We start from the raw sequence: 25,710 nt of genomic DNA, 5'->3' as shown, positions 1-25,710 counted from the left end.
CGGCCCGTCCCCCGGGGCCGCCGTCACCGGCCGTCGGCATCCCGCAGGGGCCGCCGTGCCGGACCTGCCGGCGGTCAGCCCGCCGTCTGCGAGACGGTGATGGCGCTGACGGGGCAGGCGCGGGCCGCCTCCCGGACCAGGGGGCTGCCGCCGCCGTCCGCGCGGCCGGGCAGGAGGGTGCTGTAGCCGTCGTCGTCCTGGGTGAAGACGTCCGGGGCGGTCAGGGCGCACTGGCCCGCGCCGATGCAGACGTCCCTGTCGATGTCGATGCGCATGGGCGAAAGCCTCTTACCAGGTCACGGGGAGTTCCAGCATCCCCTGGATCGTGTCGCCCGGCTTGAAGGGGATCTCGTCGGCCGGGGCGGCCAGACGCAGGGTGGGCAGCCTGTCGAAGAGGGTGCGCAGGGCGATCTCCAGCTCGGCGCGGGCCAGGTTCTGGCCGAGGCACTGGTGGATGCCGAAGCCGAACGCGATGTGGTGGCGGGCCGGGCGGTGCCAGTCGAGGTCGTCCGGGTCGGGGTAGACGGCCTCGTCGCGGTTGATGACGGAGGTCGCGAAGACCACTCCCTCCCCCGCGCGGATCGTCGTGCCCTCCACCTCGATGTCCTCGACGGCGATGCGCAGCAGCCCGTCCGCGATCGACAGCATCCGCATCAGCTCTTCGACCGCCGCGGGCACCAGCGCCGGATCGGCGCGCAGTTCGGCCAGGCGGTCGGGGTGCCGGAGCAGGGTGTAGGTGCCCAGCGAGATCATGTTGGCGGTCGTCTCGTGGCCGGCGACCAGCAGGATGATCGCCAGGGACACCAGGTGATCGCGGTCGGGTGGGCCGTCGCCCGGCTGCCGCCGGACGAGGTCGTCCAGCAGGCCGGTGCCGGGGTCCTTCCGCTTGCGGTCGATCAGCTCGCCGAAGTACGCCTCCAGCCGGGCGCGGGCGTCCTCCACGTCGGCGGCGGCCGGGCCGCGCAGCAGCCGGCGGGACTGTGTCTCGAAGAAGTCGTGGTCGTCGTAGGGGACGCCGAGCAGGGCGCAGATGACCATGGACGGCACGGGCAGCGCGAAGGCGTTCACCAGGTCCGCGGGCGGGCCCTGCGCGATCATGGCATCGAGTCGCCCGTCCACGATCCGCTGGATGCGCGGGCGGAGCTCCACGGCCCGCCTGAGGGTGAAGTCGGCTGCCACCGTGCGGCGTTGGGCGCGGTGTTCGGGGTCGTCGACACCGAGCAATGCGGTCCTGCGGTTGCGGACGCCGGCGAAGCGCGCCGTGAGGGTGGGGAAGTCGGGACGGCTGCGGTCGGACGACAGGCGTGGGTCGGCCAGCAGGTCGCGGGCCACCGCGTGCCCGGTGACCAGCCAGGCCCCGCGGCCGTCGTGGAGGGTGATCCGGGTCAGCGGCCGGGCGGCACGCAGCGGGTCGTAGGCGGCGGGAGGGTGGTAGGGGCAGGCGCGGTCCTGGGGGTAGGCCACGGGTGCGGTCGTGTCCGTCATGGAAGACCTCGCAGAGGAAGTGTGCGTCGTGCCGATCGTCATTAGATGCCCCGGGCACCTATGAGACGTACGCGAAGTTCGGCCAGATAGGTGACGGTGGTGATCTGGCCGGGGAACGTCGTGCGCTGCGCGGCGGCGCGGGGACGTGCGGCACCGTGGGTCCTGGCGTCCCGGGAAGCGGACCGACGGGGTCCGGTGTCCCGCTCCGCGGGCCCTGCCGCGTCGTCGGCCCGGGAAGGGGCCCGTCCGGGCGGTCCGGGGAGCCGGGTGCGGCGATCGGGCCGGCAGCCGGGCCGCCCTGGTGCATGTGGTGGCGGACGGTCCGGCCCTCCCGGGCGGTCAGGTGCGGAGCGGGCCTGGCGCGACAGCGGCGTCCGGTGGGCCGGGCGGTCTGCCGGATCTCGCCGGGCACCACGGCCCCGTCGCCGTCGCCTCACCGCGCCGCCGCCACCTCACCGCCGCCGTCGCCTCACTTCGCCGTCGACCAGGATGCGCTCGGTCGTAAGGGCCGCCTCGCAGGGCGTGCGGGGCCCTCGCCCGGTGGTGGGGCGGCGGCGTCGGCGCGGGTGGCGCGGTGCCGGGTCCACGCCGTGGCGGTGCGGCCCTGCTCCTTTGCGGGCCGGCCCGGCCGCCGGCCGCCGTGCTCGGCGTACAGCCCGGCGACGTGCTCGGGTACCTGTCCGGTCCGGCGCGGCAACTCCGGTCATCAGTGAGGGCGTTGGTGCCAGTGGGGACGGCCGGGGAGCGAGCCCTGGCCGGGGCCGGGGGCCGGCCGCCCGGGGTTCTTCCCGCGGACGGCGCATGAACCGTCCCCCACCGGGCACACGTGTGTCAGGCCCCGCCGCGCTCCCCCGTCGCGGCGGGGCTTTCGGCCGCCTCCTGCGCGAGACGGTCGGTCACGTCCAGGAAGATCTGCTCCGCCTCGGGCACCGTGTGGGCGATGGACCGCTTGATGCGGACCGCGATCTCCTCCACCCGCTCGCTGTCCAGACCGGGCACCAGGTCGACACGGGCGGCCACCAGGAGCGAGTCCAGACCCGTCTTCATCGTGAACAGCGCCTCCACGCTGTCTATCTCGGGCTGCGCTTCCAGGACGGCGCGGATGCGTCCGCTGGCCTGCGGGTCGGCGGCCTCCCCGATCAGCTGGTCGCGCGCCTCGCGTCCCAGCCGGTAGGCGACGTACACCAGCAGCGCTCCGATCGCCAGCGAGGCGGCGGCCTCCCACACCACCTGACCGGTGACCATGTGGAGCGCCATGCCGACGATGGCCAGGCTGACGCCGAGCACCGCGGTGCCGTCCTCGGCGACGACCGTGCGCAGCGCGGGGTCGCGCAGCCCGGCTCCCGTGCCGCCCTGCCTGCGCACCTGGTACAGGGCCCGCAGCAGGGAGCCCCCCTCGGCGAGCAGGGCGACCCCGAGCACGACGAGGCCGGCCACGTATCCGCCGAGCTCCTCCTCGGCGCCCGTGGTGAGGGCCTCGACGCCCTGGAAGAAGGAGAAACAGCCGCCCATGACGAAGATGCCGACGGCCGCGAGGAGCGACCAGAAGAAGCGCTCCTTGCCGTAGCCGAAGGGGTGGCGCCGGTCGGCGGGGCGGCGGCTGCGGCGCAGCGCGGCGAGCAGGAAGACCTCGTTGAGGCTGTCGGCCACGGAGTGCGCCGCCTCCGACAGCAGGGCGGGCGATCCCGCGGCGAGTCCCCCCACGGCCTTGGCGACCGCTATCACCAGGTTGGCTGCGAGCGCCACCAGGACGGTGACGCGTGTCCTCCGATCCTCTCGTGTACTCACCTCCGCCGATTGCCCCGGTCGGCCTAGCTCACACCGTGCCGCGGGCGGAAAACGGGGAACTCGGGGAAGACCGTCACCAGGGCATTCGCACGGCGAGGAGGACGACGCCATGAGCGGCGACGAGGGCGAGGGCGGCAACAGCGCCTACGGCAGGAGGGCGTTCAAGCGGTCCGGGGCCCACTTCACCGACCGGATCACCGCGGACGGCCGCGACGGCTGGCCCGTCGAGGCCGGCCGGTACCGGCTCGTGGTCAGCCGGGCCTGCCCGTGGGCCAGTCGAGCGCTGGTCTCCCGCCGGCTGCTCGGGCTGGAGGAGGCCGTGTCCCTGGCCGTCACCGACCCGCTCCAGGACGACCGCAGCTGGCGGTTCACGCTGGACCCGCAGGGCCGCGACCCGGTGCTCGGCATCCGCTACCTGAGCGAGGCCTACGACAGGCGGGAGACCGGGTATCCGGGGGGCGTCAGCGTGCCCGCGGTGGTGGACGTGCCGAGCGGCCGGCTGGTCACGAACGACTACCAGCAGATCACCCTCGACTTCGCCACCGAGTGGTCGGCGCTGCACCGCGAGGGGGCGCCCGACCTGTATCCGCGGGCGCGGCGCGACGAGATCGACGCCGTGGCGGCGGACGTCTACGAGGACGTCAACAACGGTGTGTACCGGGCCGGGTTCGCCACCGGCCAGGAGGGGTACGAGGCGGCGTGCACGGCCGTCTTCCGCCGTCTGGAGCTGCTGGCGGAGCGGCTGCGCGGGCAGCGGTACCTCGTCGGCGACACGATCACCGAGGCGGACATCCGGCTGTTCACCACCCTGGTGCGGTTCGACGCCGTGTACCACGGCCACTTCAAGTGCAACCGCTGGAAGCTGACGGAGAACCAGGTGCTGTGGGCCTACGCCCGGGACCTCTACCAGACGCCCGGCTTCGGCGACACCGTCGACTTCGACCACATCAAGCGGCACTACCACCAGGTGCACACCGGCATCAATCCGACCCGGATCGTGCCCCTGGGGCCCGACCTGTCCGGCTGGCTGACGCCCCATCACCGTGAGGAGCTGGGCGGCCGGCCGTTCGGGGAGGGGACGCCGCCGGGGCCGCCCCCCGCCGACGAGCGGATCCCGGCCCGGGGCCGGCCCTGACCGCCGCCAGGGCCCGAAGGCCCGCCGGGCCTGCGCGGACCGGCTCCCGGCCGGTCCGTTCACCCGACCGACCCGTTCACCTGATCGAACAAGGAGAGACACATGGCCAAGAAGAAGACGCTGCCCCTCGCCTACAAGCCCGTCGGGTTCGTGCTGGGCTGGTCGAGCGGCTGGCTGGCGGGGCTCGCCTTCCAGAAGACGTGGAAGGTGATCCGGCACGAGGACGACGCGCCCGACGCGCTGGACCGGGACCGCGGCTGGGGGGAGATCCTGCTGGCCGCCGCGGTCCAGGGCGCCATCTTCGCCGTGGTGCGCAGCGCGGTGGACCGCGCGGGCGCGAAGGCCATCGAGCGCTCGACCGGGACCTGGCCGGCCGGCGACAAGCAGGGCCGGGACTGACGGGGGTCCGCCGCCCGGACGCCGCCGGCGGCACCCGGAAGGGCCGGGAATCCTTCCGGGTGCCGCCGGCGGGCCTGTGAGGGCTTGTCCCTCACCCCTGTTTGGGCGCCGTCGGTATGGTGCGGCGCACGACGAACGAGTGGCCCGCCGGGTCGGAGTAGCCGCGCTCCTCCAGGGGACCCGTGGCCTCCTTGGCCTCCAGCGGGCGTCCGCCGAGACCGACGATCCGGCGCTCCACCGCGTCCATGTCGTCCACCACGAACTCCAGGTGCGCCTGGAGGGAGTTCTCGGGGCGGGGCCAGCTCGGCGGGGTCGCGTTGGTGTCGCGGCGCAGCGCCAGCCGGAAGCCGTCGGCGCTCCTGATCTCCACCCGGTTGGCCGTCGCGTCCGTCTGTTCCGCCTCCAGCAGCTCCTTGTAGAACACGGCGAGCTTCTCCGGCTCGGCACAGTCGAGCACCACGACGCCCGCATTCACCAGTGCCATGTCTCCTCCGCAGGATTCGGGGCGCGGAGCGGTGGTGCCCCGCCGCCCGGTACCTTGCGGATATCCCGGCCCGGCCAATTCAGTCGGCCGCCGGCCGGCACCCGTCGCGCACCGGCGCGCGCCCGTGGCACGGCGTCACGGATCCGCCCGGCACCGGCGCGCGTCCCGCGGGCCGGCACGGGGCTCCGGCGCGCCGGCCGTGGCGCTCCGGACCTCCCCGTCGCGCTTCGGTCGGTGCGGGCCGTCCTGTTCGCGTCGCCGGACGGTGCGCACGGGCCACCGGAGGCGGGCGGACGACGACGGCGCTGACGTGCGCGGGAAGCGGGAGAGTGTACGCGGCTCAAGTGCCTTGAGCAGTAACGGAGATCACGGCTGCTTCACGGAATGGCGTGTTCACGCCCTGGGCAGCCTCGTACCGCTTCTCGGTCCGACTTTCGGACCTCGAAGCCGAGTTCGAGTGTGCGGGCGGTCGCGACGACCGTCCGCTCGCAGGGGTGGGGGACTCTGCGTTCCGTCTCCCGAAAGGAAGCGCATGCCTCAGGACGTCCGGTTCGACCTGCCCTTCGACACGCCCGTCAGCGAGCACCTGGAGTACGCCCGGGCGCGGCATCTGCGCTGGGTGTGGGACATGGGCCTGGTGCGCAGCCGGGCCGGGTTCGAGGAGTACAAGTCCTGGGACCTCCCGCAGGCCGCCGCCCGTACCTACCCCCACGCCTCGGCGGACGACATGGTCGTCCTGATGAACTGGTTCTCCCTGGCGTTCCTGTTCGACGACCAGTTCGACGCCAGTCGGCCGGACCGCGCGGACCGGATAGCGGAGGTCGCGCGGGAGCTCGTCGTCACGCCGTTGCGGCCGGCGGGGAGCATGCCGCGGGTGGTCTGCCCGATCACCATGGCCTGGGCGGAGGTCTGGAAACACCTCTCCGAGGGCATGTCCCTGACCTGGCAGACGCGGTTCGCGGCCTCGTGGGGGCGGTTCCTGGTGGCGCACTGCGAGGAGGTCGACCTGGCGGCCCGGGGCCTGGCCGGAACGCTGGGGCTGGAGGAGTACGCCGCGTTCCGGCGCCGCACGGTCGGCATCCACCACAGCATCGACGCCGGCGAGCGCAGCCGCGGCTTCGAGGTGCCGGCGCACGTGATGGCGCATCCGCTGATGGAGCGGATGCGCGATCTGGCCGCGGACACCATCGGGTTCATGAACGACATCCACTCCTTCGAGCGCGAGAAGCGCCGCGGCGACGGCCACAACCTCATCGCCGTGCTGCACCGGGAGCGGGGCTGCTCGTGGCGGGAGGCGGCCGACGAGGCGTACCGGATGACGACGGCCTGCCTGGAGGAGTACCTCGAACTGGAGGCCCGGGTACCGCAGATGTGCGACGAACTCGGCCTCGACGCGGACGAACGCGGCCGGGTGCGGATGGGCGTGGAGGCCATCCAGCACTGGATCAACGGCAACTACGAGTGGGCGCTGACCACCGGCCGCTACGCGGCGGCGAAGGAGGGCCCCGTGGCGACGGCCGAACTGGCCGGGCGGGGCTCGGTGGACGACCTGCTGACCGTGTGACGCGCCCACCGCCGCCCGGCCGCCCCGGCCGGGCGGCGGGCCCGGGCCCTGTCGTCGCACTCCCGCCCGCCCTCCGGGCGGACGACGGGAGTCCGGCGACGGGAGTCCGGCGACGGGAGTCCGGCGACGGGACAGCACACCTAGACGGTGAACTCGACCGGCAGGCTGTCCAGCCGGGACTCCCAGGTGGACGCCGTCGAGCTGAGTTCCTCCGGGGGGACGGCCAGCCGCAGGCCCGGCAGGCGGTGCAGCAGGACGTCCACGGCGACCTCGATGATGGCCTGGCCGATGTTCTGCCCGGGGCACTCGTGCGGACCCGAACTGAACGCCAGGTGCGACTGGTTGCCCTGGACGGACACCCCGGCGTCGGGCCGGACCTCGGGGTCGAGGTTGCCGGCCGCGAGACCCAGCACGAGCAGGTCGCCCTCCTCGATCCGGTGGCCGCCGAGTTCGAGGTCGCCGGCGGCGAACCGGCCCGGCATGACCGCCAGCGGCGGCGCGTTCCACATGACCTCCTCCACCACCGCGGAGATGTCCAGCTGCCCGCTGATCAGGCCGGAGAGCCAGGAGGTGTCGGTGAGGACCAGCTGCAGCACCCGCGCCAGCAGGTTGCTGGTGGTGGTGTGCGCGGCGATCAGCACCAGGCGCAGGTGGCTGACGACCTCGTCCGCGTCGAGTCCGGCCTCGTGGTTCAGCAGGGCGGTGGTGAAGTCGGGGCCGGGTTCGGCCCGTTTGCGCTCGGCGAGGTCGCCGAGGATCTGCAGGATGCGGTCGTTGTGCGCGACGGCGTCCTCACCGCCCTTGAGGACCTGCGCGCAGGACTCCACCAGGCTGCGCCCCTCCGCCTGGGGCAGCCCGAGCACGCGGGTGAGGACGAGCATCGGCAGGTGCTCGGCGTAGTCCGCCACCAGGTCGGCACGGCCGGCGTCCGCGAAGGCGTCGATCTGCCGGTTCGCGAAGTACGTGGCGTGCCGCCGGATGCCCCGGGCGGCCGCCGCCTGCAGTCCGTCGGTGACGGCACCGCGCAGCCGGCGGTGCGGCTCGCCGTCCTGGGAGACGCAGTCGGGCCGCCAGCCGAGCATCGGCACCAGCGGCGAGCTCTCCTCGATGCGGCCCTCGCGCCAGTCCCGCCAGGTCCGCGCGTCCCGGCTGAACTGGCGCGGGTTGTCCAGCACACGCCGGTTGTCGCGGTATCCCAGCACCAGCCAGGCGGGCACGTCGCCCTCCAGCAGGACCGGGGCCACCGAGCCGTGTTCCTTGCGCAGCCGCTCGTAGATGCCGACCGGGTCGGTCGCCGCCTCCGGGCCGTACAGGCGCGTCGGTTCGGCCCCGTGGTGGGCGACCGGGCAGCCGCGCGGGATGCCGGGAGCGGGTGCGTTCTGGTCGTTCATCGGGACTCCACTGCGACGGCCGAGCGTTCCTTCAGGTGGTGGATCAGGGCGACGAGCACGTCACGGCTGGCGGCCCGGTCACGAGCGTCGAACGCCACGACCGGGATGTGCGAGGGGATGTCCAGGGCGTCCCGGATCTCCTCGGCCGGATAGTCCTTGGAGTCCGGGAAGACGTTGAGGGCGACGACGAAGGGGACGTTCTGCCGCTCCATCTCCTCGATCGCCCGGAAACTGGAGGCCAGGCGCCGGGTGTCCACCAGGACGACCGCGCCGAGCGCGCCCTTGAACAGGCCGTTCCACAGGAACCAGAACCGTTCCTGCCCGGGGGTGCCGAACAGGTACAGCATCAGGCTGTCGTTGATGCCGATCTTGCCGAAGTCGAGGCTGACGGTGGTCTGCGTCTTGTCGGCGACGCCGATGAGGTGATCGACGTCGGCACTGGCCTGGGTGAGGGTCTCCTCGGTGGTGAGCGGCTTGATGTCGCTGACCGACCGGACCATGGTGGTCTTGCCGGTGCCGAAGCCGCCGGCGATCATGATCTTCACCGAACGGGTGCCCCCGGACGCCCGGCGCCCGGGTTGGTCAAAGCCTTTGAAGTCCACTGAGTACCTCCTCAAGGAGCGCTAGGTCGGGCCCGCGGCCGGCGTCGTGCGCCGGGATGGGGTCACGGGCTTCGACGCGGCCTGCGTCCAGCAGGTCCGACAGCAGCACCGCGAGAATGTTGAACGGTAATCCGAGGTGGGCGCCGAGTTCGGCGACCGACAGCGGATCGCGGCAGCGCCTGAGGATCTCCTCGTGCTCGTGCTGCATGCCCGGCACGGGTGCCGTGCGGGAGACGATGAGGGTCGCCACGTCGAGGCTCGACGCCGAACCGCCCGGTCCGCTGCGCCCCCCGGTGAGGACGTAATAGCGCTCGAGACCGGACGGGTCCGTCGGTCGGCGGGGAGCACTCATCCAGAGTGCTCCTCCAGGCGCGGAGTGGTGCCGAGGAGCTCACCCATCCGGCGGGCGAGGTCCCTCATCTGGTGCCCGAGCAGGCCCTGGTCGATGCCTTCCTGGGCGAGGACACCGAGGTAGGTCTCCACGCCGGCGCGGACCACGAAGAGGTGGCCGCCGTCGACCTCGATCATCGCCAGGCGCAGCTGCCCCGCGTACTTGGGGAACTGCTCGGCGACCGGCTGGGCCAGGGCCTGCAGGCCGGCCACCACGGCCGCGAAGCGGTCCACGTCGTCGGGGTCTTCGGCGCCGTAGGAGGTGATGGCCTTGCCGTCGCTGGAGGCCACGAGGGCGAAACGGATCTCCTGGATGCTCTCGACGAGATCGCGGAGCGCCCAGCTCACGTCGGTTCCCTGTTGCGTCATGTGGACTAGTCGCTCTCTTCGGTGCGGTGCTCGGGGGACTCGGGTCCGGCGGCGCCGTCGTCGCCGGCCGCCGGCGACCCGGCGGTGTCGCGTCCGGCGGTGGCGAAGGCGGCGAGGCCGGCGAAGGATGCGTCCGGCGGTACGGCGGCGACGGCGTGGCGGCCGGTCCGCGCGGTCCGTTCGGCCTGCCCGGGGGCGGCCGTCTCGGTCCGCCTGCTCCTGCGCCTGGGCAGTCCGCCGGGGGTGGTTTCCACGGCCTCGGGAGCCTTGACGGCCTCGGCCGGCGGTGCCTCGGCGACCGCCGCGCGGGCCGGGGCCGCCGGGGCGGTGGCGGCCGGGGCGGTGGCGGCCGAGGGCAGCGGGCTGAAGTACTTGTGCGGGACGACCACGACCACGGAGGTGCCCAGCCACGGCGAGTCCGCGAAGGTGACGCGGATGCCGTAGCGGCGGGCGAGGATGCCGACGACCCGCAGGCCGATGTTGGCGTCCTCGGTGATGCCGCCGAGGCCGGCGCCGGACGCGGTGCCCGCCAGGGCGTGCTCCGCCTCGCGCTTCTTCTCCTCGCTCAGGCCCTTGCCGGAGTCCTGGATCTCGATGCCGATGCCGTTGGGGACCTCCTTGCCGGAGACGACGACCGGCTCGGTGGGCGGCGAGTAGCGGGCCGCGTTGTCCAGCAGGTGGGCGAAGACCAGCGTGAGGTGGTCCACCAGTCCGCCGTCGACGCCGAGTTCGGGCAGGTGACGGATCTGCACCCGGTGGAAGTCCTTGATGCGGCCGATGCCGCCGCGCACCACGCTCAGCAGCCGCTGCGGCTCCTGCCACTGCCGGCCGGGCCGGTCCGAACCGCCGAGCACGCCGATGCTGGCGGCGAGGCAGTCGGCGGGGCCGATCTCCTGGTCGAGTTCCATCAGGCCCTGGGCGACGGCCGGCAGCCGGCCGTGTTCGCCCTGCATCTCGTGCAGCCGGCCGCGCAGCTTGCTGGTCAGCACGTGGATGCGGTTGCCGATGCTGATGACGGCCTGTTCGGCGGAGGTGGAGCGGTCGAACTCCTCCTCGATGCCGATCAGGGCGGTCCGCAGGACCTTGCGCAGTTCGGCCTGGAGCTCGGCGCCGACCTCGGCACACTGGCTGACGGCGGGCAGCACGTCGTCGATGGCGTCGCCGGCGCGCAGCCGGCCGATCGCCTCGGGCAACTGCTCGTCCGCGAGCCGGGCGACGGCGGCCAGCTGGTGGGACAGCTGCTCCCGCCAGACCTCGGCCTGGTCGGCGAGCCGGGTCTCGTAGGAGGTGGCCTGCTCGGCCAGCCGCTCCTCGTAGGCCCGCGCGTGGTCGGCCAGCTCCGTCTCGTACGAGGCGCGCTGATCGGACAGCTGCGTCTCGTACGAGGTGCGCTGGTCGGCCAGCCGGGTCTCGTACGAGGTGCGCTGATCGGACAGCTGCGTCTCGTAGGCCGTGTTCTGCTCGGCCAGCCGGGACTCCAGCGCGGAGCGCTCGGCGGCGAACTTCCGTTCCAGGACCGCCACATGCTGCTGCCACTGCTGGGAGTGCTCGGCCTGCGAGGCGCGGAAGGTGTTCTCCGTCCGGCGCAGTTGCGCCTGGGTGCGCAGCAGGAGGCGTACGCACACGGCGCCCGCCGCCGTCGCGGCCAGGCCGGCGACGGCCACGGTTATCCGCTCCGAGCTCATGAACGTGGCGGCAACCGTCCCGCCTCCCAGGCCCAGCGGCATCAGCCACCAGCTGTACCAGGCGACAGGGGCCCGCGCCGCCGGTGGCGGAGTGGCGAGTTCCATCTGCATCCTTCGAAGCAACGATCGAACAGGGGGGTGTGCAAGGGCACCGCACTCATGAGTACGCACCGCGAGCCGACCGGTCGTGATCGCCTCAACTCGCAGTGCTGATCGGGAGCTTATCGGGTTTGAACACGAAAAGATCAATCGCACGGGGCTCCGGGAGTGAGGGCTCCGTCACGCTCCGGCGAGAAGTGACGGATCGACAAATCCCTTTACCGGCCAGTGGAGTTGGCCGGCACCTCGGCCGTCGAGGTCAGCGGACGGTCTGGAACGTGCGCCGGTAGGCCTGGGGCGAGACGCCGATCGCCGCGTGCAGGTGCTGGCGCAGCGAGGCGCCCGTCGCGAAGCCGACCCGGCCGGCGATCTGGTCCACCGTCAGGTCGCTGGTCTCCAGCAGCTGCCGGGCACGGGCGACGCGCTGCTGGATCAGCCAGCGCCCGGGGCTCAGGCCCACCTCGTCGTGGAAGCGGCGGGCGAAGGTGCGCAGGCTCATCCGGGCGTGGGCGGCGAGGTCGGCCAGGGTGAGGGATTCGCCGAGGTGTTCCAGGGCCCAGGCGCGGGTGGCCGCCGTGCTCGCGGCGCCCTGCTCGGGGACCGGCTGCTCGATGTACTGGGCCTGGCCGCCGTCCCGGAACGGCGGGACGACGCAGCGGCGGGCGACGGCGTTGGCCAGGCGGCTGCCGTGGTCCTTGCGGACCAGGTGGAGGCAGACGTCGACGCCGGAGGCGGCCCCGGCGGAGGTCAGGATCCGGTCGTCGTCGACGAACAGCACGTCGGGATCGAGGTCGACGTGCGGGAACATGCGCCGGAACAGGCCGGCGAGCTGCCAGTGCGTGGTCGCCCGGCGCCCGTCGAGGAGCCCGGCCGCGGCGAGCACGAAGGCGCCGGTGCAGATGGAGACGATGCGGGCCTCGGGACGGACGAGCGCGAGGGCGGCGCGGACGTCGTCCGGCAGTTCGGCGGTCACGCGGGAGGGCGCGACGGGAGCGATCACCACCGTGTCGGCCGTGGCCAGGACCTCGGGCCCGTGCTCGGCGGTGACGGTGAAGTCCGCGTCGGTACGCACCGGGCGGCCGTCGACCGTGCAGGTCAGCACCTCGTAGCGGCCGTCGGCCGCGCCCAGGATCCGGCTGGGGATGCCCAGCTCGAAGGGGTAGACGCCGTCGAGGGCGAGGACCACGACCCGTTCCGGGTGCTGTGCGTGCCGCATGGCACGATCCTATCGGAGGGTGGCAATCATGCCACTTCCGGGGCGGCGGGGCCCCGGGCAGGCTGGGAGGCATGAGCACTGGGAACACCATGCGAGCCATCGGCCAGGACGTCCTCGGCGGACCCGAGGTATTGAAGGAAGTGGAGGTGGAGCGGCCCGCGCCGCGGCCGAACGAGATACTGGTGCGGGTGCGCGCCGCCGGCGTCAACCCGACCGACTGGAAGCACCGCGAGAACGGCGGCTTCCTCGGCGAGCCGCCCTTCGTCCTCGGCTGGGACGTCTCCGGCGTGGTGGAGGCGGTGGGCGTCGGCGTCGCCCTGTTCGAGCCGGGCGACGAGGTGTTCGGCATGCTGCCGTACCCCTTCGGCCACGGCTCGCACGCCGAGTACGTCACCGGTCCGGCACGCGCCTTCGCCCCCAAGCCGGCCGGGATCGACCACATCCAGGCGGGCGCGCTCCCGCTGGTCTCGCTCACCGCGTGGCAGGCCCTCGTCGAGTACGCGGACGTGCGGCCCGGGCAGCGGGTGCTGGTCCACGCGGCGGCCGGCGGGGTCGGGCACGTGGCCGTGCAGATCGCCAAGGCGCGGGGCGCGTACGTGATCGGCACCGCGAGCGCGGCCAAGCACGGGTTCCTGCGGGACATCGGCGTGGACGAGCCGGTCGACTACCGGGAGACGGACTTCGCCGAGGCCGTGAAGGACGTCGACGTCGTCCTGGACACCCTCGGCGGCGACCACTCGCTGCGCTCCCTGCGGGTGCTGCGCCCGGGCGGGATCGTGGTGTCGATCCTGCCGGTCGGGTCGGACGACTTCCACCGGGAGGCCGAGCGGCTCGGCGTCCGGGCGGTGCGGATGCTGGTCGACGCCGACCACGCCGGCATGAAGGCCATCGCGGAACTGGTGGAGGCCGGCAGGCTGCGCGCCACCGTCGCACGGACCTTCCCGCTGGCCGGGGCCGCCGAGGCGCACGCGCTGGGCGGCACCGGCCGCACCACGGGGAAGCTGGTGCTGGTGGTCGACTGACGCCGCTCCCCCTCTCCGCCGCGGCGGGGCCGGCCGCCACCGGACCGAGCCGTTCCGTCGGGCACGCGCCCAGGCCGGTTCGCCGGGCCGGCCGGTTCGCCGGACACCGACCGGCCTGGCCGGCCCCGCCGCGACGCCGCGCACACCCGCGCGCCCGCACACCCACCCCTTCCCGCCCCCTCCCGCAGTCGTCCACACGCCCGCACAGGCGCCCCCGCGTGCGCCCCGCGCAAACCTGGCGAGAACTCGGTCGCAATTCGAAGACATATGTCAATCGAACATGCTCAAATGCAGTCGGCCGAGGGTAACTTGCAGGGCGGGGAACGGTTTTGGGGACCGTCCCCTCCCCCACGCGCGCAGCAGGCTGGAGGCGATGTCGTCGTGCGGCAGGATCCTGCACCGCTCCCCCGGTACCTGCGCGTCCGCCAGGCCCGGGGCCACACGGTGCTGGAGTTCCGCGGTGAGATCGACATCGCCGCGGCGGCGGAACTCGCCCCCCATCTGGACCAGGTGACGTCACGCCCCGAGGCCCGGGTCGTGATCGACCTGACGCGGGTCGAGTTCTTCGACTGCTCCGGGCTGCGCCTGCTGTACCGGGCCCGCAGCAGGGTGCTCGACCGGCACGGCCGGCTGCTCCTGGTGTGCACCCACCCGCTGACGCTGCGCGTCCTGCGGATCACCGGGCTGGCACGCCTGCTGCCCCCGCAGCCGACGCTGGAGGCGGCCCTGTCCCTGCCGGAGGCCGCGTCCGGCCCGGTCTGACCCGCACCGCTGCTCCCCCGCACGGCTGCTCCACGGCCCCGGGGCCGCCCGACGATCCCGGTGATCCTCCCGGTCCCCGCCGTCCGGCCGTCCTCGTCCCCGAAGACGGCGCCCCGGCCGCCACGACCGGGACGACGCCGTGCGCCCCGCCGCGCTCCCGCCCGAACCGCCGCATACCGCCCCGGGCTGTCTGACAGGGGCCGTGAGGGGCATCCGGAGCGTAGGAAGGAGGACCGTCACCATGACGACCCCCGTCAAACGCACACCGAGGCGCGTACCCGGCTGGGCGAAGGTGGTGAGCGCGGTCGTGCTGGTGCTCGCCGTGCTGTTCGCCGGGATCCGGCTGAGCGTGCTGCCCGGTCTGAAGGACGTGTTCGGCACCGAGACCGAGGACCGCTCGGGCCCCGCGCTCCTGAAGTCCATTCAGGACATCAGCCGTTACGACGCCGCCTCCGGCAACTTCCAGGTCGTCGTGGACCTGGAGAAGGACGCCAGGTTCCTGCCCGACGCGGTCCGCGGCAGTCGCACCCTGTACGTCGGCGCGGGCAGCGTGGACGCCTACGTCGACCTCGGCAAGGTCGGCGAGAACGACGTCAGGGTCGACGACGACCGCACGTCGGCCACCCTCCGGCTGCCCCACGCGCAGCTGGGCAGGCCGGCCCTCGACCCGGACCGCTCCTACGCCGTCTCCAAGCAGCGCGGGTTCCTCGACCGCCTTGGCGACCTCTTTTCGGACAACCCCAACAGCGAACAGGCCGTGCAGCAGCTCGCCGTACGGCACATCGGCGACGCGGCGAAGGAGAGCGGGCTGACCGCGCGCGCCGAGTCCAACACCACGGAGATGCTCGAAGGCCTGCTGCGGTCCCTCGGGTTCGAGGACGTGCGGGTCTCGTACGGGAAGTGAACCCGGCCGGGCGCGCCGGCAGGCCGCCCGGCACGGCGGCGGGGCCTCGCGGGCGCGTCCGGCCGAGGGCGGCATCGTCGGCCGGACCGCGGGTAACCGGCGTACATCCCACCGCAGTTGAAGACTGGAGGACCGAATGGCCCGTGCAGCCTCAGACCCGCGGCCGGTGTTGCGCCGGCGCCCCTTCCCCCGTCGGCGCGCCCCCGAGGACGTCCCCGAGCGGCGGCCGCTCCCCCTGCCCCTGCGCCTGCTGGCGATGCTGTGCGCCTTCGTCTTCATGGTCGCGTTCGCGGTGGTGCTGGCCCGGCTGACCCTGCAGCCCTCCCCCGCCTCGGAGGCGCTGACGCACACCAACCTGCACCCCGGCCGCTCCCTGCGGTCCTATCTGGACCAGCCCGCGCTGCGCGACGCCGTCCGGCAGGTCGGCGGGAACCTGCTGCTCGGCGTCCCGTTCGGCGTGCTCGTGCCCGTCGTCGCGCCCCGGACCCGCCGGATCCTGCGGGTGGTGCTGCTGACCGCCGTCGTCATGCTGCTGGTGGAGTTCGCGCAGGGCGCCATGATCACCGGGCGCGCCTTCGACATCGACGACGTCATCCTCAACACCACCGGGGCGCTGATCGGTTACCTGCTCCTGGGACGACGGCTGAGCCGCGCGGTGCACGCCCGCAAGCCCCGCGGCTGAACCGCGCGGCGCGCACGGCGGGGCGCACGGGCGGCACGGCGCACGGCGCGCCCGCACCGGCACGGCGAGCAGGGGTACTGCGAACAGGGGCCTGGGTACGGCCATTTGGTCCGGACCAAGGTATTGACGCCGTCTTCCCTTCACTTCTTCAATCGAAGGCGCACCCTTCACCCCACCTCTTCGGCGCGCCTTTGTGCCGCCGTACAAGAAGGGAAGACCCGTGACCTCCCCACGCCTGCTGCGCAGATGTCTCCTGGCCGTCCTGTCCGCCGCGCTGGTCGGTACCGCCCTCGCCGGGCCCGCCCGGGCGGACGCGCCGGACGCCGGGGCCGCCGCCGTGGCGTTCTCGGACACCTTCGACGGTCCCGCAGGTGCCGCGGTCGACTCCTCGAAGTGGCAGATCGAGACCGGTGACAACGTCAACAACCACGAACGGCAGTACTACACCTCCGGCAACAAGAACGCGGCCCTGGACGGCCAGGGCCATCTGGTGATCACCGCCCGCCGCGAGAATCCGGCCAACTACCAGTGCTGGTACGGCACCTGCCAGTACACCTCGGCCCGGCTGAACACCTCCGGGAAGTTCTCCGCGCAGTACGGGCACGTCGAGGCCAGGATGAAGATCCCGCGCGGACAGGGCATGTGGCCCGCGTTCTGGATGCTCGGCACCGACCTCGGGCAGGTGGGCTGGCCGAACTCCGGCGAGATCGACGTCATGGAGAACGTCGGTTTCGAGCCCTCCACCGTGCACGGCACGCTGCACGGCCCCGGCTACTCCGGTTCGGGCGGCATCGGCGCGGCCTACACCCTGCCCAACGGCCAGGCCTTCGCCGACGCCTTCCACACCTTCGCCGTCGACTGGGCGCCCGACTCGATCACCTGGTCCGTGGACGGCCAGGTCTACCAGCGCCGCACCCCCGCCGACCTGGGCGGCAGGCAGTGGGTGTTCAACAAGCCGTTCTTCCTCATCCTGAACCTGGCGGTCGGCGGCTACTGGCCCGGCGACCCGGACGGCTCCACCGTCTTCCCGCAGCAGCTGGTCGTCGACCACGTCTCGGTGACGACGAGCGACTCGGGGACCGGCGTGCCGATCCGGGGCCTGGCCGGCAAGTGCGTGGACGTCGCCGGGGCGAACCCGGCCAACGGCACCCCGGTGCAGCTCTACGACTGCAACGGCACCGGCGCGCAGCGGTGGACGGCCGGCTCGGACGGCACGCTCCGCGCGCTCGGCAAGTGCCTGGACGTCACCGGCAACGGCACCGCGGACGGCACGCCCGTGCAGTTGTGGGACTGCACCGGCGGCCCCAACCAGAAGTGGGTCGTCACCGCGGCGCGCGACATCGTCAACCCGCAGGCCGACAAGTGCCTCGACGCCACCGGCAACAGTTCGGCCAACGGCACCAGGCTGCAGATCTGGACCTGCACGGGCGGAGCCAACCAGAAGTGGACGGTCGGCTGAGCCCGCCGGCCGGCGCTAGTGCACGGTCCAGGTGAACTTGTCCCCGCCCACCCAGCGGACCACGTCCGGGTCGTCCAGGTCGTGGACCGTGATGCCGAACGCGGCGGCGGCCTGCAGGACGTCGGTGACGGCCTTCGCCTCGCCGACCACCTGGCCGTCGATCTCCACGATCCGGAACGGCGGCCTGCCCGGCTGAACCCCGAGCACCAGGATCCGCGGGTGGGACATGTGCGGGCTCGCGATTTCGGTCATGCATCGAGCGTAGAACCGAACCGGCGGCAGCGCGGTGCGTGCGCTCCCCGGACCCTGGAGGGGGTCCGGGGAGCGCACGCACCGCCGTCGTCACCGGTGCTCGGTCTCACGACGGCGTCCCGTTCACGGACGCCGCCAGTCGTCGCTCGTCAGATGCGATCCGGCCTGCGGTCCCATCCGGAGCATGCCGCCGTCCACGCTCCAGGAGGCGCCGGTGACGTAGGAGGCGTCGGGGCCGGCCAGGAAGGCGATGACGGCGGCGACCTCGCGGGCGTCGCCGGGCCGTCCGAGGGGGATGCCGGGGCGGCTCTGGGTGTGCGGGTCGGTGTCCTCCTGGCCGGTCATGGGCGTGGAGATCTCCCCGGGGGCGACCGCGTTGACGGTGATGCCGTGCTCGGCGAGTTCGAGGGCCATGACCTGGGTGAGCAGCCCGAGACCGCCCTTGGCCGCGCAGTACGGGGCGGCGCCCACGCGCGGCTGGTGCTCGTGGACCGAGGTGACGTTGACGATCCGGCCGCCGTCGCCCTGCCGGATCATGTGCCGGGCCGCCCTCTGCCCGCACAGGAACGGGCCGACGAGGTCGACGTCGAGGACCTCGCGGACCTTCTCCGGCTTCAGCTCCAGGAAGGGCGTCATGGTGCCCGTACCGGCGTTGTTGACCAGCACGTCGATGCGGCCGAGGCGCTCGCACAGCTCGTCGACGGTGTCGGCGGCCTCGGGCAGCCGGGTGAGGTCCATCTGCGCCACCTCGGCCCGCCGGCCGTGCGACCGGACCTCCTCGGCCGTCTCCTGCGCGCCCCGGGAGTCGCCGTGCCAGGTGATGCCGATGTCCAGGCCCGCCTGTGCCAGGCGTACGGCCGTGGCCCTGCCGATGCCGGAGTCGGCACCGGTGACGACGGCGACCTTGCTGCGGGCGGTGGGACCGGACATGGCGGACCTCCTCGTCGGTGGGGGACGAGGCATCGCAGTACCCGGGGCGCGTACCGGGCAAACCGGCCGGTCCGCGGCGCGCCGCCGTCCCCGGGCGGCTGCGGGGGCACCTGGACGTGGTGGCGGAGCCCGGCAGGTCCCGGGCCCGTTCCGGGTACCGCCCCGGCGTGACGGGCCGCCGGGGTGGTACCCGGTCCGGCGAGCGAGGAAAGGACTTCACCCATGCAGCGGGCAGCCGTGTTCGACGTCGACGGCACTCTGGTCGACACCAACCATCTGCACGTCGTGTCCTGGTGGGAGGCCTTCCGGCAGGCGGGCCACCGGGTGCCGATGCACGCCGTCCACCGGGCCGTGGGCCTGCCCTCCGCCGACCTCGTCGCCCACCTGCTGGGGGACGGCCGGGACCCCGGGCAGGACGCGGCGCTGAGCGCCGCCCACAAGGCGCTGTACGGGCAGTACTTCGACCGGCTGCCCGCGCTGCCCCGGGCCGGGGAACTCCTGCGGCGCCTGCACCACGACGGCTGGAAGGTGGTGCTCGCCACCTCGGCGGGCGACGCGGAACTGACCGCGCTGCGCCGGGCCCTCGACGCGGACGACGCCATCGCCGCCACCGCCGGCGCCGACGACGTCGACCGGGGCAAGCCCGCCCCCGAGCCGGTCGAGCACGCCCTGGACCTGGTGGGCGTGGCGCCCGAGCGGGCGGTGTTCGTCGGCGACACCGTGTGGGACATGCGCGCGGGCCGCCGGGCCGGGGTGCGCTGCGTGGGCGTCCTGTGCGGCGGCGTTCCCCGCGCCGACCTGGAGGAGGCCGGCGCGGACGCCGTCTACGACGATCCCGCCGCCCTCCTCGCGTCCCTGCGGGACAGCCCTTTGGGGTGATACTCCCGATCACGCGGATACCCGCACCGGATGACCGGTGTGAGGGGTGCGGCAGAAGGAGACAGGCATACGGTGCTGCGGCGGATCGGCACCGCGGGAGGGCCGGCCCGGGCGGGCGACGCCGTACGGCGCGAGGCGCGGGCCGTCGCGGGGGCCGTACGGGCCGCCTGCCGGGGGCCGGGGCGGGAACGCGACCTGGTGGTGCAGTCGCTGAAGGCGGCCGGGGCGGCGCTGCTGGCCTGGCTGGTGGCGGGCGTCTGGCTCGGCGACCCGCTGGCGCTGATGGCGCCCTGGGTGGCCCTGGTGCTGGTGCAGGCCACCGTCTACAGCTCGCTGGTGCAGGGGGCCCGGCAGTGCGCGGCGATCTGCGTGGGGACCCTGGTGGCGTCGGCGGCGCAGGCGCTCACCGGCGACACGACGGGCGCGCTCGCGCTGTGCGTACCGGTGCTGATGCTGCTCGCGAACTGGCCCCGTTTCGGCGACCAGGGTGTGTATGCGGCCACCACCGCCCTGTTCACGCTCGCCTCCGGCACCGTCAGCGCGTCCGCGGTCGGGCACCGGGTGGGGCAGGCGGTGCTCGGCGCGGTCATCGGCATCGCCGTGAACGCCCTGGTCCTGCCGCCGATCCACCTGCGGGACGTACGGGAGAACCTGGCGGCGCTCGCCCGGGAGGCGGGCGACGTGCTGCACGAGGTCGCCGCCGACCTGCGCGAGAACCAGTGGGGCGCGGACCGCGTCCCCGACTGGCTGAGCGCCTCGGCCCGGCTGGAGCGCCGCCTGGAGGCGCTGCGCTCGGCCCGCCGCTGGAGCCGGGAGAGCCTGCGGCTGACCTCCGGCCTGCTGCGCAGGCTGCACCGCGCGCCGCGGGCCGCCCTGCCGCCGGAGGAGGAGGACGAGCGCTTCGGCCGTGTCACCGGGCACGTCACGGCGCTGATCCGGACGCTGGTGGTGGCGGCCGACGAGGCCCGCACGCCCCTGCCGCCCGACGGCCGGGCCCTGCGCTCGTACGCGTGCCTGCTGGAGCTGATCGGTGACACCTGCCGGGCCGAGGCCGACCGCCTGCGGGACGGCGACGAGGACGCGCCCGCGGACGAACGGGCCGAGGCGGCGCGGCGGGAACTGCACGGGCAGCTGCAGGAGGAGCTGCGGGAGCACGCCGGGCGGGGCGCCGACCGGGCGGCGGTGCTGGGCACGCTGCTGCTCCAGGCCGAGAACCTGTGGGCCGAGACGGTCCCCGGCGCACGCGGGGCGTGACACCCGGGCGACGGACCCGGGGCAGTGACGCACATCACCCCGGGAAGGGGCGGGGGACGGAACAGCCGGAGGTCGTTGCCCGTTGAACCAGCCGTGGGTACGGACGGGACAGTGTCCCCGGGCCTCACCTTCCGCCCACAGGGACGATCGTTCGGCTGAAGCCCTGTGGAGCCCCTCGCCGCGAGGCAACCGCCGTCCGTGCCCGCCCTCGGTCGGCCCCGACCGTGATTCCCCCGTCCGGTCGGGGCTTTTCCCTGCCCGCCGGGCGCCGGCCGGCCCCTTCGCCGTCCAGGCACGGGAGTCGGCCCCTTCGCCGTCCGGCGCGGGCCGCCCCCTTCGCCGTCCAGGCCGTCGGCGCGGCTCCGTACGGGCCGGGAAGCGGCGGGTTCCGCGGGCGGGTCCGCGCGGGGGCGGCGGCGCGGTTGCCGCGCGTCCCTCCTCCGCTCCCGGTCACGGGTGCGATCCGTGCCGGCCGGGTACTCGGTCGGCCCTGCGCGAACCGGCGGCCGAGAGGAGCGGAAGGTGAGCAGCGGAACGGGCTTGAGGGTCGTCGTCACGGGCGCCACCGGCAACGTGGGCACCAGCGTGGTGCGCCTGCTGTCGGAGGACCCGGACGTCGGGTCGGTGCTGGGCCTGGCACGGCGGTTGCCCGAGTGGTCGCCGCCGAAGACGGACTGGGCCGCGGTGGACCTGGCTTCCGGCCGGTCGGATCTGGCCGGGGAGTTCTCGGGCGCCGACGCGGTGGTCCATCTGGCCTGGGCGTTCCAGCCGACGCACGATCCGGCGACGACCTGGCGCACGAACGTGCTCGGCAGCATGCGGGTCTTCGAGGCGGTGGCCGCGGCCGGGGTGCCGGCGCTGGTGCACGCCTCGTCGGTCGGCGCGTACTCGCCGGGGCCCAAGGACCACGCCGTGGACGAGTCGTGGCCCACGCACGGCTGGCCGGACGCCGCGTACTGCCGCGAGAAGGCCTACCTGGAGCGTGCCCTGGACATCTTCGAGCGCGACCACCCCGGGACCCGGGTGGTGCGGATGCGGCCCGCCTTCCTGTTCAAGCGGGCCTCGGCGAGCGAGCAGCGCCGCATCTTCGGCGGCCGGTTCCTGCCGGGTCCGCTGGTGCGCCCGGAGTTGCTGCCCTTCCTGCCCGACATCCCGGGGCTGCGGATGCAGGCATTGCACACCGACGACGCGGCGAACGCCTACCGGCTCGCGGTGCGCTCCGACGTCCGGGGCGCGTTCAACCTGGCGGCCGATCCCCCGGTCGACGCGGGACTGCTGGGCGAGATGCTCGGCGCCCGCCCGGTGCGGCTGCCCCGCGCCGCGGCCCGCTCGGCGATCGCCGCCGCCTGGGGTCTGCACCTGCTGCCGGCCTCCCCCCACCTCTTCGACGCGGTCCTCAGGCTGCCGCTGATGGACTGCACGCGTGCGCGTACGGAACTGGGCTGGCGCCCGCAGCGCACGGCCACCGAGGTGCTGGAGGAGTTCCTGCAGGGCCTCCAGCAGGGCGCGGGGGCACGGACGGAGCCGCTGCGGGGACGCAAGGCGGGGTGAGGCGGTCCGGGAGCCCGCCGGACCGGCGGGCTCCCGGACCGGACCGACGACCGGACCGACCGCTTCCGGCCGGGGCGGGAAGCGGTCGGTCCGGGACGCGGTGAACGGCGGGACGACGAAGAGGCGCTCAGTCCGACGGCTCGTCCGGTACCGGCTGCTCGGGGTGGACGCTGCCCGAGCGCGCCTCCCCCTGCCGCCCCGTCCCCGCCTGGTCCGTGTCCGGAACGTCACGGCCGCTCCCGGCCCGTTCGGCGGACTCGTCGGACTCGTCGGCGCCGGCGGACCCGTCCCGCGCGCCGGTGTCACCGCCCGCCTGGTCCGGGGCGACCTCCCAGGGGTCCTCGCCGGCCGTGACCTGCTGGTCCGGCAGGTCACGCGGGACGGGCTCGCCGTTCTCACCAGGCGCTTCGCTGCGGTGGTCGGTCACGGCCTGCTCCCTTCGCGTGGCCCTTCACGTCGTTCGAGCGCCACGCGAGTACCTCCGCGCCGGCCGGCGAAACCCCGGCGGACCCCACAAGATCGCCGGTCCGGGGCGGGGCGGGGCAGCGGCGAGTTCGGGGCCCGCCGCCGCCCCGCCCCGTCCTCAGGAGGCCGCCACCGTGCGCCCCCGCCACGGTCGGCCGGCCGGGTACGCGTCCTCGGCGTACCGCCCGTCGGCGGCCAGCCCGTTCAGCCACCTCCCGGCGGCCGTCCCGTCGGCGTCCGGTACGTGCCTGCGGCACAGGGCGCGGAACTCCTCCCGCATCCCCGGCGCCGTGCGGGCGCCGTCGCCGCAGACGTGCACCCGGGCTCCGGCGGCCGGCGGCGCCCGGACCTCGCCGGCCTCGGCGGCACGCGGTTCCGCGGTGTGCCGGAAGTCGGCGTCGGGGGCGTCGCGGCCGAAGCAGCACAGGGCGGGGGCGAGTCGGGGTGAGGAGGTCGTGCACCCTGGCCCGGTCGGGCTCGTCGTACGCGGTGAACAGCGTGTCCCTTCCGCGCGGCCGTCGCACGCGCACCGGTCCGTGCTCCCGCGTCAGGCCCTCCCGCGCCCGGCGGAACACCGCGGCGGGCGGGGCCGCGGGAAAACCGGTGGTCTCCCCCCGCCGGGGCTGTCTACCCTTCCCCCGAAACCTAGACCCCCTAGGTTTTGCGCGACGGCCAGGAGGCTTCCCATGAGACCCCTCAGCGAGCAGGACATCCGCACCTCGTTCATCAACTGCTCGAAGGGAGAGGCCAAGCGCCTGGCCGTACCCCGGGACCTCGCCGAGCGCCCCTGGGAGGAACTCGACTTCCTCGGCTGGCGCGATCCGGGGGCGCCCGACCGCAGTTATCTGGTCACCGAACGCGAGGGGCGGCTCGTCGGTGTCGCGCTGCGCTTCCAGCCCGCACAGCGCGGCTTCCTGCACCGCAGCATGTGCTCGCTGTGCCTGACGACCCATCCGCGCGGCGGTGTCTCCCTGATGACCGCGCGCAAGGCGGGCCCGGCCGGCCGGGAGGGCAACTCGGTCGGCGCCTACATGTGCACCGACCTCGCCTGTTCCCTCTACCTGCGCGGCAGGAAGGTCCCGGAGACCGGGGCCCGCTTCGAGGAGAGCCTGACCCTGGAGGAACAGATCGCCCGTACCACGGACCACCTGTTCGCCTTCCTCGACAAGGTGTCCGCCTGACGGCCCCACGCCCCGGAAGCGCGTTCAGCGGACGCGCAGCCGCGCCGCCCGCACCCGGTGGAGGTGGATCAGCACGTCGTGGGCGCGGGCCGGCGCGACGTCGCGCCGGCCCCGGGGACCTGCCCGCCGGCCGTCCGCGGCGCGAGGCGGAGGGGGGCGCGGTGACCGGTCCCACGGCGTGTTCGACCACCACGCCGGTCCCGGCGGTGGCCGGATCCCCGCACCCGCCCCGCGACCGGGGGGGCGTCCTGGCCTGCCACGCCTTCCGATCGGCCGCGGGGCGCGAAAGCACGCGGCTTTCCGCACTGGCCGATTTCCGCCGTGGTCCCTCCGGGCGACTACCGTCCTTCACAAACACGTTCGATGCGCCTGGGGAAGGGAACAGGCCAGAGGATGCACAAAGTACGTGAGTGGACGGCGTCAACCGCCAGGTTCGTGAAGCGGCGCCGGGATCCCGTGGTCGTCCAGACACTGCGTTCGGCCGTCGCGGCGACGGCCGCCTACGTGATCGCCCTGCGGCTGAGTCCGGAGGCCGCTCCCCTCACCGCGCCGCTGACCGCGCTGCTGGTCGTCCAGGTCACCCTCTACGCCACGCTCACCAACGGCATCCGCCGGGTGAACTCGGTGGTCACCGGTGTGCTGGTCGCCATCGCCTTCAGCCTCCTGGTGGGTCTGACCTGGTGGAGCCTGGCGCTGCTGATCTTGGCCTCGCTGGTCGTCGGACGTCTGGTGCGGGTCGACGAGTACGTGCCCGAGGTGGCGATCAGCGCGATGCTGGTCCTCGGGGTCACCGCCCACGGGGACACGGCGTGGGCCCGCGTCGTGGAGACCCTGATCGGCGCGGCGGTCGGGCTCGGCTGCAACCTGCTGCTGGCTCCGCCGGTGTGGGTGGAGGAGGCGGGCGAGTCGATCGAGGGACTGGCGCGCCGCCTGCGGCAGCTGATGCTGCGCATGGGCGAGGAGGCCGCCGTCCGGACGCCCGTGCACCGGGCGGCGGAGCGGCTGCACGAGGCGCGGCGCCTGGACCACGACATCGTCGAGGTGGACGCGGCCCTGCGGCAGGCCGAGGACAGCCTGCGGCTGAACCCGCGCGTGCGGGAGGGCCTGCTGCACCGGGTGGTGCTGCGCACCGGCCTGGACACGCTGGAGATCTGCACGGTCGTGCTGCGGGTGCTCGCGCGCACGCTGACCGACCTGGCCAAGGAGCGCGAACCGGAGCCCCTGTTCGAACCCGAGACCGGCGCCGTCGTGCAGCAGCAGCTGTCCGAGATCGCCGACGCCGTGGTCAGCTTCGCGGTGCTGGTCACCACCAGCGTCAGCGCCAGCGCCGAGTCGGCCGAGGAGCGGCTCGCCGCCGAGCTGCGGCAGGCCTCGGCCACCCGCGACAAGCTGGCCCAGCTGCTGCTCGACGAGGTCCGGCGCGACGCCCGCCAGTGGCAGCTGCACGGCGCGGTGCTGACCGAGGTGAACCGCATCCTGGACGAGATGGACACCGAGCACCGCTCGCACAGGCTGCTGGAGGAACTGGACCGGCACACCCGCGAGCAGCGCGAACGGCTGCCGCGGATCACCCGGCTGCGGGAGCGGCTGCGCGTTCCGGCCCGGCTGCGGCGGAACCGCACCGCCGTCGCCCGTCGTTCTATGTGACGACGCCGTTCCGCCGGAGGACACCGGAGGCGGCCGGCCGCCGGGGCGGGGGGGGGGGGGGGCCCCCCCCCCCGGGGGGGGGGGGCCGCCGGGCCCAGCGACACACGGGGGGGCG

27 protein-coding genes are annotated in these 25,710 nt (G+C 73.9%); 13 read left to right on the top strand and 14 right to left on the bottom strand.

Going from position 1 to position 25,710, the window contains the following annotated elements; all coding sequences use genetic code 11:
* Nucleotides 1–74: 74 nt before the first annotated feature.
* The 3 genes from AB0L29_RS00720 to AB0L29_RS00710 form a co-directional block, all read right to left on the bottom strand.
* Entirely contained in the window at nucleotides 75–275 is a 201-nt protein-coding gene (locus AB0L29_RS00720; RefSeq protein WP_365821842.1) for a ferredoxin, read from the bottom strand.
* A 13-nt stretch (nucleotides 276–288) separates the two neighbouring features.
* Complete coding sequence (locus tag AB0L29_RS00715) at nucleotides 289–1,485, bottom strand: cytochrome P450 (protein WP_365821840.1); 1,197 nt, start codon at nucleotides 1,483–1,485, stop codon at nucleotides 289–291.
* Between the two features lie 831 nt (nucleotides 1,486–2,316).
* Nucleotides 2,317–3,273: a cation diffusion facilitator family transporter gene (locus tag AB0L29_RS00710; protein ID WP_365821838.1), complete on the bottom strand. Its 957-nt coding sequence runs from the start codon at nucleotides 3,271–3,273 to the stop codon at nucleotides 2,317–2,319.
* A 109-nt stretch (nucleotides 3,274–3,382) separates the two neighbouring features.
* Between AB0L29_RS00710 and AB0L29_RS00705 the strand changes: the two genes are divergently transcribed.
* On the top strand, nucleotides 3,383–4,408 hold the full coding sequence (locus AB0L29_RS00705) for a glutathione S-transferase C-terminal domain-containing protein (RefSeq protein WP_365821836.1): 1,026 nt from the start codon (nucleotides 3,383–3,385) through the stop codon (nucleotides 4,406–4,408).
* 102 nt (nucleotides 4,409–4,510) lie between these two features.
* The gene (locus tag AB0L29_RS00700) at nucleotides 4,511–4,807 is read left to right on the top strand and encodes a DUF4235 domain-containing protein (protein WP_365821834.1); all 297 of its coding nucleotides are present in this window, start codon (nucleotides 4,511–4,513) and stop codon (nucleotides 4,805–4,807) included.
* Between the two features lie 91 nt (nucleotides 4,808–4,898).
* Here the strand turns inward: AB0L29_RS00700 and AB0L29_RS00695 are convergent, their stop codons facing one another.
* The gene (locus AB0L29_RS00695) at nucleotides 4,899–5,291 is read right to left on the bottom strand and encodes a VOC family protein (protein WP_365821832.1); all 393 of its coding nucleotides are present in this window, start codon (nucleotides 5,289–5,291) and stop codon (nucleotides 4,899–4,901) included.
* 532 nt (nucleotides 5,292–5,823) lie between these two features.
* Here AB0L29_RS00695 and AB0L29_RS00690 point away from each other — a divergent pair.
* Nucleotides 5,824–6,855 carry a 7-epi-alpha-eudesmol synthase gene (locus AB0L29_RS00690; RefSeq protein ID WP_365821830.1) on the top strand — a complete coding sequence of 344 codons (1,032 nt, stop codon included), beginning with the start codon at nucleotides 5,824–5,826 and terminating at the stop codon, nucleotides 6,853–6,855.
* 140 nt (nucleotides 6,856–6,995) lie between these two features.
* On the opposite strand, the gene AB0L29_RS00685 is transcribed toward AB0L29_RS00690, so the two are convergent.
* The 6 genes from AB0L29_RS00685 to AB0L29_RS00660 form a co-directional block, all read right to left on the bottom strand.
* The gene (locus AB0L29_RS00685) at nucleotides 6,996–8,246 is read right to left on the bottom strand and encodes a cytochrome P450 (protein ID WP_365821828.1); all 1,251 of its coding nucleotides are present in this window, start codon (nucleotides 8,244–8,246) and stop codon (nucleotides 6,996–6,998) included.
* On the bottom strand, nucleotides 8,243–8,848 hold the full coding sequence (locus AB0L29_RS00680; protein WP_365821826.1) for an ATP/GTP-binding protein: 606 nt from the start codon (nucleotides 8,846–8,848) through the stop codon (nucleotides 8,243–8,245). The genes AB0L29_RS00685 and AB0L29_RS00680 overlap by 4 nt, the downstream gene beginning before the upstream one ends.
* Nucleotides 8,829–9,200: a DUF742 domain-containing protein gene (locus tag AB0L29_RS00675; protein ID WP_365821824.1), complete on the bottom strand. Its 372-nt coding sequence runs from the start codon at nucleotides 9,198–9,200 to the stop codon at nucleotides 8,829–8,831. The genes AB0L29_RS00680 and AB0L29_RS00675 overlap by 20 nt, the downstream gene beginning before the upstream one ends.
* Nucleotides 9,197–9,607 (bottom strand): roadblock/LC7 domain-containing protein, encoded by a 411-nt coding sequence (locus AB0L29_RS00670; protein ID WP_365821822.1) that lies wholly within the window; start codon nucleotides 9,605–9,607, stop codon nucleotides 9,197–9,199. Before AB0L29_RS00670 ends, AB0L29_RS00675 begins: the two co-directional genes overlap by 4 nt.
* 5 nt (nucleotides 9,608–9,612) lie before the next feature.
* A complete protein-coding gene (locus tag AB0L29_RS00665; RefSeq protein ID WP_365821820.1) occupies nucleotides 9,613–11,397 on the bottom strand; it encodes an ATP-binding protein in 1,785 nt (594 codons plus the stop codon).
* 253 nt (nucleotides 11,398–11,650) lie between these two features.
* Entirely contained in the window at nucleotides 11,651–12,607 is a 957-nt protein-coding gene (locus AB0L29_RS00660; RefSeq protein WP_365821818.1) for a helix-turn-helix domain-containing protein, read from the bottom strand.
* 71 nt (nucleotides 12,608–12,678) lie between these two features.
* Here AB0L29_RS00660 and AB0L29_RS00655 point away from each other — a divergent pair, with 71 nt between their 5' ends.
* The 5 genes from AB0L29_RS00655 (at nucleotide 12,679) to AB0L29_RS00635 (ending at nucleotide 17,436) form a co-directional block, all read left to right on the top strand.
* The gene (locus tag AB0L29_RS00655; protein ID WP_365821816.1) at nucleotides 12,679–13,629 is read left to right on the top strand and encodes an NADP-dependent oxidoreductase; all 951 of its coding nucleotides are present in this window, start codon (nucleotides 12,679–12,681) and stop codon (nucleotides 13,627–13,629) included.
* Nucleotides 13,630–14,010: 381 nt separating this feature from the next.
* Entirely contained in the window at nucleotides 14,011–14,391 is a 381-nt protein-coding gene (locus AB0L29_RS00650) for an anti-sigma factor antagonist (protein WP_365821814.1), read from the top strand.
* Between the two features lie 241 nt (nucleotides 14,392–14,632).
* On the top strand, nucleotides 14,633–15,295 hold the full coding sequence (locus AB0L29_RS00645; RefSeq protein ID WP_365821812.1) for a DUF4230 domain-containing protein: 663 nt from the start codon (nucleotides 14,633–14,635) through the stop codon (nucleotides 15,293–15,295).
* A 136-nt stretch (nucleotides 15,296–15,431) separates the two neighbouring features.
* Nucleotides 15,432–15,977 (top strand): VanZ family protein, encoded by a 546-nt coding sequence (locus AB0L29_RS00640; protein ID WP_365821810.1) that lies wholly within the window; start codon nucleotides 15,432–15,434, stop codon nucleotides 15,975–15,977.
* Between the two features lie 220 nt (nucleotides 15,978–16,197).
* Entirely contained in the window at nucleotides 16,198–17,436 is a 1,239-nt protein-coding gene (locus AB0L29_RS00635) for a family 16 glycosylhydrolase (protein ID WP_365821808.1), read from the top strand.
* Nucleotides 17,437–17,451: 15 nt separating this feature from the next.
* Here AB0L29_RS00635 and AB0L29_RS00630 read toward each other — a convergent pair whose 3' ends face one another.
* Nucleotides 17,452–17,688, bottom strand: coding sequence for a hypothetical protein (locus AB0L29_RS00630; RefSeq protein ID WP_365821806.1), 237 nt, complete (start codon nucleotides 17,686–17,688; stop codon nucleotides 17,452–17,454).
* Between the two features lie 123 nt (nucleotides 17,689–17,811).
* On the bottom strand, nucleotides 17,812–18,618 hold the full coding sequence (locus AB0L29_RS00625) for an SDR family oxidoreductase (RefSeq protein ID WP_365821804.1): 807 nt from the start codon (nucleotides 18,616–18,618) through the stop codon (nucleotides 17,812–17,814).
* A gap of 222 nt (nucleotides 18,619–18,840) precedes the next feature.
* Here AB0L29_RS00625 and AB0L29_RS00620 point away from each other — a divergent pair, with 222 nt between their 5' ends.
* The 3 genes from AB0L29_RS00620 to AB0L29_RS00610 all read left to right on the top strand — a co-directional run bounded on the left by AB0L29_RS00620 (nucleotide 18,841) and on the right by AB0L29_RS00610 (nucleotide 22,302).
* A complete protein-coding gene (locus AB0L29_RS00620) occupies nucleotides 18,841–19,497 on the top strand; it encodes an HAD family hydrolase (RefSeq protein WP_365821803.1) in 657 nt (218 codons plus the stop codon).
* 72 nt (nucleotides 19,498–19,569) lie between these two features.
* The gene (locus tag AB0L29_RS00615; protein WP_365821801.1) at nucleotides 19,570–20,751 is read left to right on the top strand and encodes an aromatic acid exporter family protein; all 1,182 of its coding nucleotides are present in this window, start codon (nucleotides 19,570–19,572) and stop codon (nucleotides 20,749–20,751) included.
* A 522-nt stretch (nucleotides 20,752–21,273) separates the two neighbouring features.
* A complete protein-coding gene (locus AB0L29_RS00610; protein ID WP_365821799.1) occupies nucleotides 21,274–22,302 on the top strand; it encodes an SDR family oxidoreductase in 1,029 nt (342 codons plus the stop codon).
* A gap of 127 nt (nucleotides 22,303–22,429) precedes the next feature.
* On the opposite strand, the gene AB0L29_RS00605 is transcribed toward AB0L29_RS00610, so the two are convergent.
* Both AB0L29_RS00605 and AB0L29_RS00600 read right to left on the bottom strand, forming a co-directional pair.
* Entirely contained in the window at nucleotides 22,430–22,729 is a 300-nt protein-coding gene (locus tag AB0L29_RS00605) for a hypothetical protein (protein WP_365821797.1), read from the bottom strand.
* A gap of 156 nt (nucleotides 22,730–22,885) precedes the next feature.
* A complete protein-coding gene (locus AB0L29_RS00600) occupies nucleotides 22,886–23,086 on the bottom strand; it encodes a hypothetical protein (protein ID WP_365821796.1) in 201 nt (66 codons plus the stop codon).
* A 367-nt stretch (nucleotides 23,087–23,453) separates the two neighbouring features.
* Between AB0L29_RS00600 and AB0L29_RS00595 the strand changes: the two genes are divergently transcribed.
* Nucleotides 23,454–23,948, top strand: a complete 495-nt coding sequence (locus tag AB0L29_RS00595) for an FBP domain-containing protein (protein ID WP_365821794.1) — start codon at nucleotides 23,454–23,456, stop codon at nucleotides 23,946–23,948.
* Nucleotides 23,949–24,341: 393 nt separating this feature from the next.
* Complete coding sequence (locus tag AB0L29_RS00590; RefSeq protein WP_365821792.1) at nucleotides 24,342–25,595, top strand: FUSC family protein; 1,254 nt, start codon at nucleotides 24,342–24,344, stop codon at nucleotides 25,593–25,595.
* Nucleotides 25,596–25,710: the final 115 nt, after the last annotated feature.

The organism is Streptomyces sp. NPDC052701 (assembly GCF_040678355.1).
In the GTDB taxonomy this organism is placed as follows: domain Bacteria; phylum Actinomycetota; class Actinomycetes; order Streptomycetales; family Streptomycetaceae; genus Streptomyces.
This window is presented reverse-complemented; position numbering and strand designations above follow the sequence as displayed.

What these genes read in the sequence shown, in the direction of transcription:
- AB0L29_RS00720 (WP_365821842.1), bottom strand. Translation starts at nt 275, where the DNA reads ATGCGCATCGACATCGACAGGGACGTCTGCATCGGCGCGGGCCAGTGC.
- AB0L29_RS00715 (WP_365821840.1), bottom strand. Translation starts at nt 1,485, where the DNA reads ATGACGGACACGACCGCACCCGTGGCCTACCCCCAGGACCGCGCCTGC.
- AB0L29_RS00705 (WP_365821836.1), top strand. Translation starts at nt 3,383, where the DNA reads ATGAGCGGCGACGAGGGCGAGGGCGGCAACAGCGCCTACGGCAGGAGG.
- AB0L29_RS00700 (WP_365821834.1), top strand. Translation starts at nt 4,511, where the DNA reads ATGGCCAAGAAGAAGACGCTGCCCCTCGCCTACAAGCCCGTCGGGTTC.
- AB0L29_RS00695 (WP_365821832.1), bottom strand. Translation starts at nt 5,291, where the DNA reads ATGGCACTGGTGAATGCGGGCGTCGTGGTGCTCGACTGTGCCGAGCCG.
- AB0L29_RS00690 (WP_365821830.1), top strand. Translation starts at nt 5,824, where the DNA reads ATGCCTCAGGACGTCCGGTTCGACCTGCCCTTCGACACGCCCGTCAGC.
- AB0L29_RS00685 (WP_365821828.1), bottom strand. Translation starts at nt 8,246, where the DNA reads ATGAACGACCAGAACGCACCCGCTCCCGGCATCCCGCGCGGCTGCCCG.
- AB0L29_RS00675 (WP_365821824.1), bottom strand. Translation starts at nt 9,200, where the DNA reads ATGAGTGCTCCCCGCCGACCGACGGACCCGTCCGGTCTCGAGCGCTAT.
- AB0L29_RS00670 (WP_365821822.1), bottom strand. Translation starts at nt 9,607, where the DNA reads ATGACGCAACAGGGAACCGACGTGAGCTGGGCGCTCCGCGATCTCGTC.
- AB0L29_RS00665 (WP_365821820.1), bottom strand. Translation starts at nt 11,397, where the DNA reads ATGGAACTCGCCACTCCGCCACCGGCGGCGCGGGCCCCTGTCGCCTGG.
- AB0L29_RS00660 (WP_365821818.1), bottom strand. Translation starts at nt 12,607, where the DNA reads ATGCGGCACGCACAGCACCCGGAACGGGTCGTGGTCCTCGCCCTCGAC.
- AB0L29_RS00655 (WP_365821816.1), top strand. Translation starts at nt 12,679, where the DNA reads ATGAGCACTGGGAACACCATGCGAGCCATCGGCCAGGACGTCCTCGGC.
- AB0L29_RS00645 (WP_365821812.1), top strand. Translation starts at nt 14,633, where the DNA reads ATGACGACCCCCGTCAAACGCACACCGAGGCGCGTACCCGGCTGGGCG.
- AB0L29_RS00640 (WP_365821810.1), top strand. Translation starts at nt 15,432, where the DNA reads ATGGCCCGTGCAGCCTCAGACCCGCGGCCGGTGTTGCGCCGGCGCCCC.
- AB0L29_RS00630 (WP_365821806.1), bottom strand. Translation starts at nt 17,688, where the DNA reads ATGACCGAAATCGCGAGCCCGCACATGTCCCACCCGCGGATCCTGGTG.
- AB0L29_RS00625 (WP_365821804.1), bottom strand. Translation starts at nt 18,618, where the DNA reads ATGTCCGGTCCCACCGCCCGCAGCAAGGTCGCCGTCGTCACCGGTGCC.
- AB0L29_RS00620 (WP_365821803.1), top strand. Translation starts at nt 18,841, where the DNA reads ATGCAGCGGGCAGCCGTGTTCGACGTCGACGGCACTCTGGTCGACACC.
- AB0L29_RS00595 (WP_365821794.1), top strand. Translation starts at nt 23,454, where the DNA reads ATGAGACCCCTCAGCGAGCAGGACATCCGCACCTCGTTCATCAACTGC.
- AB0L29_RS00590 (WP_365821792.1), top strand. Translation starts at nt 24,342, where the DNA reads ATGCACAAAGTACGTGAGTGGACGGCGTCAACCGCCAGGTTCGTGAAG.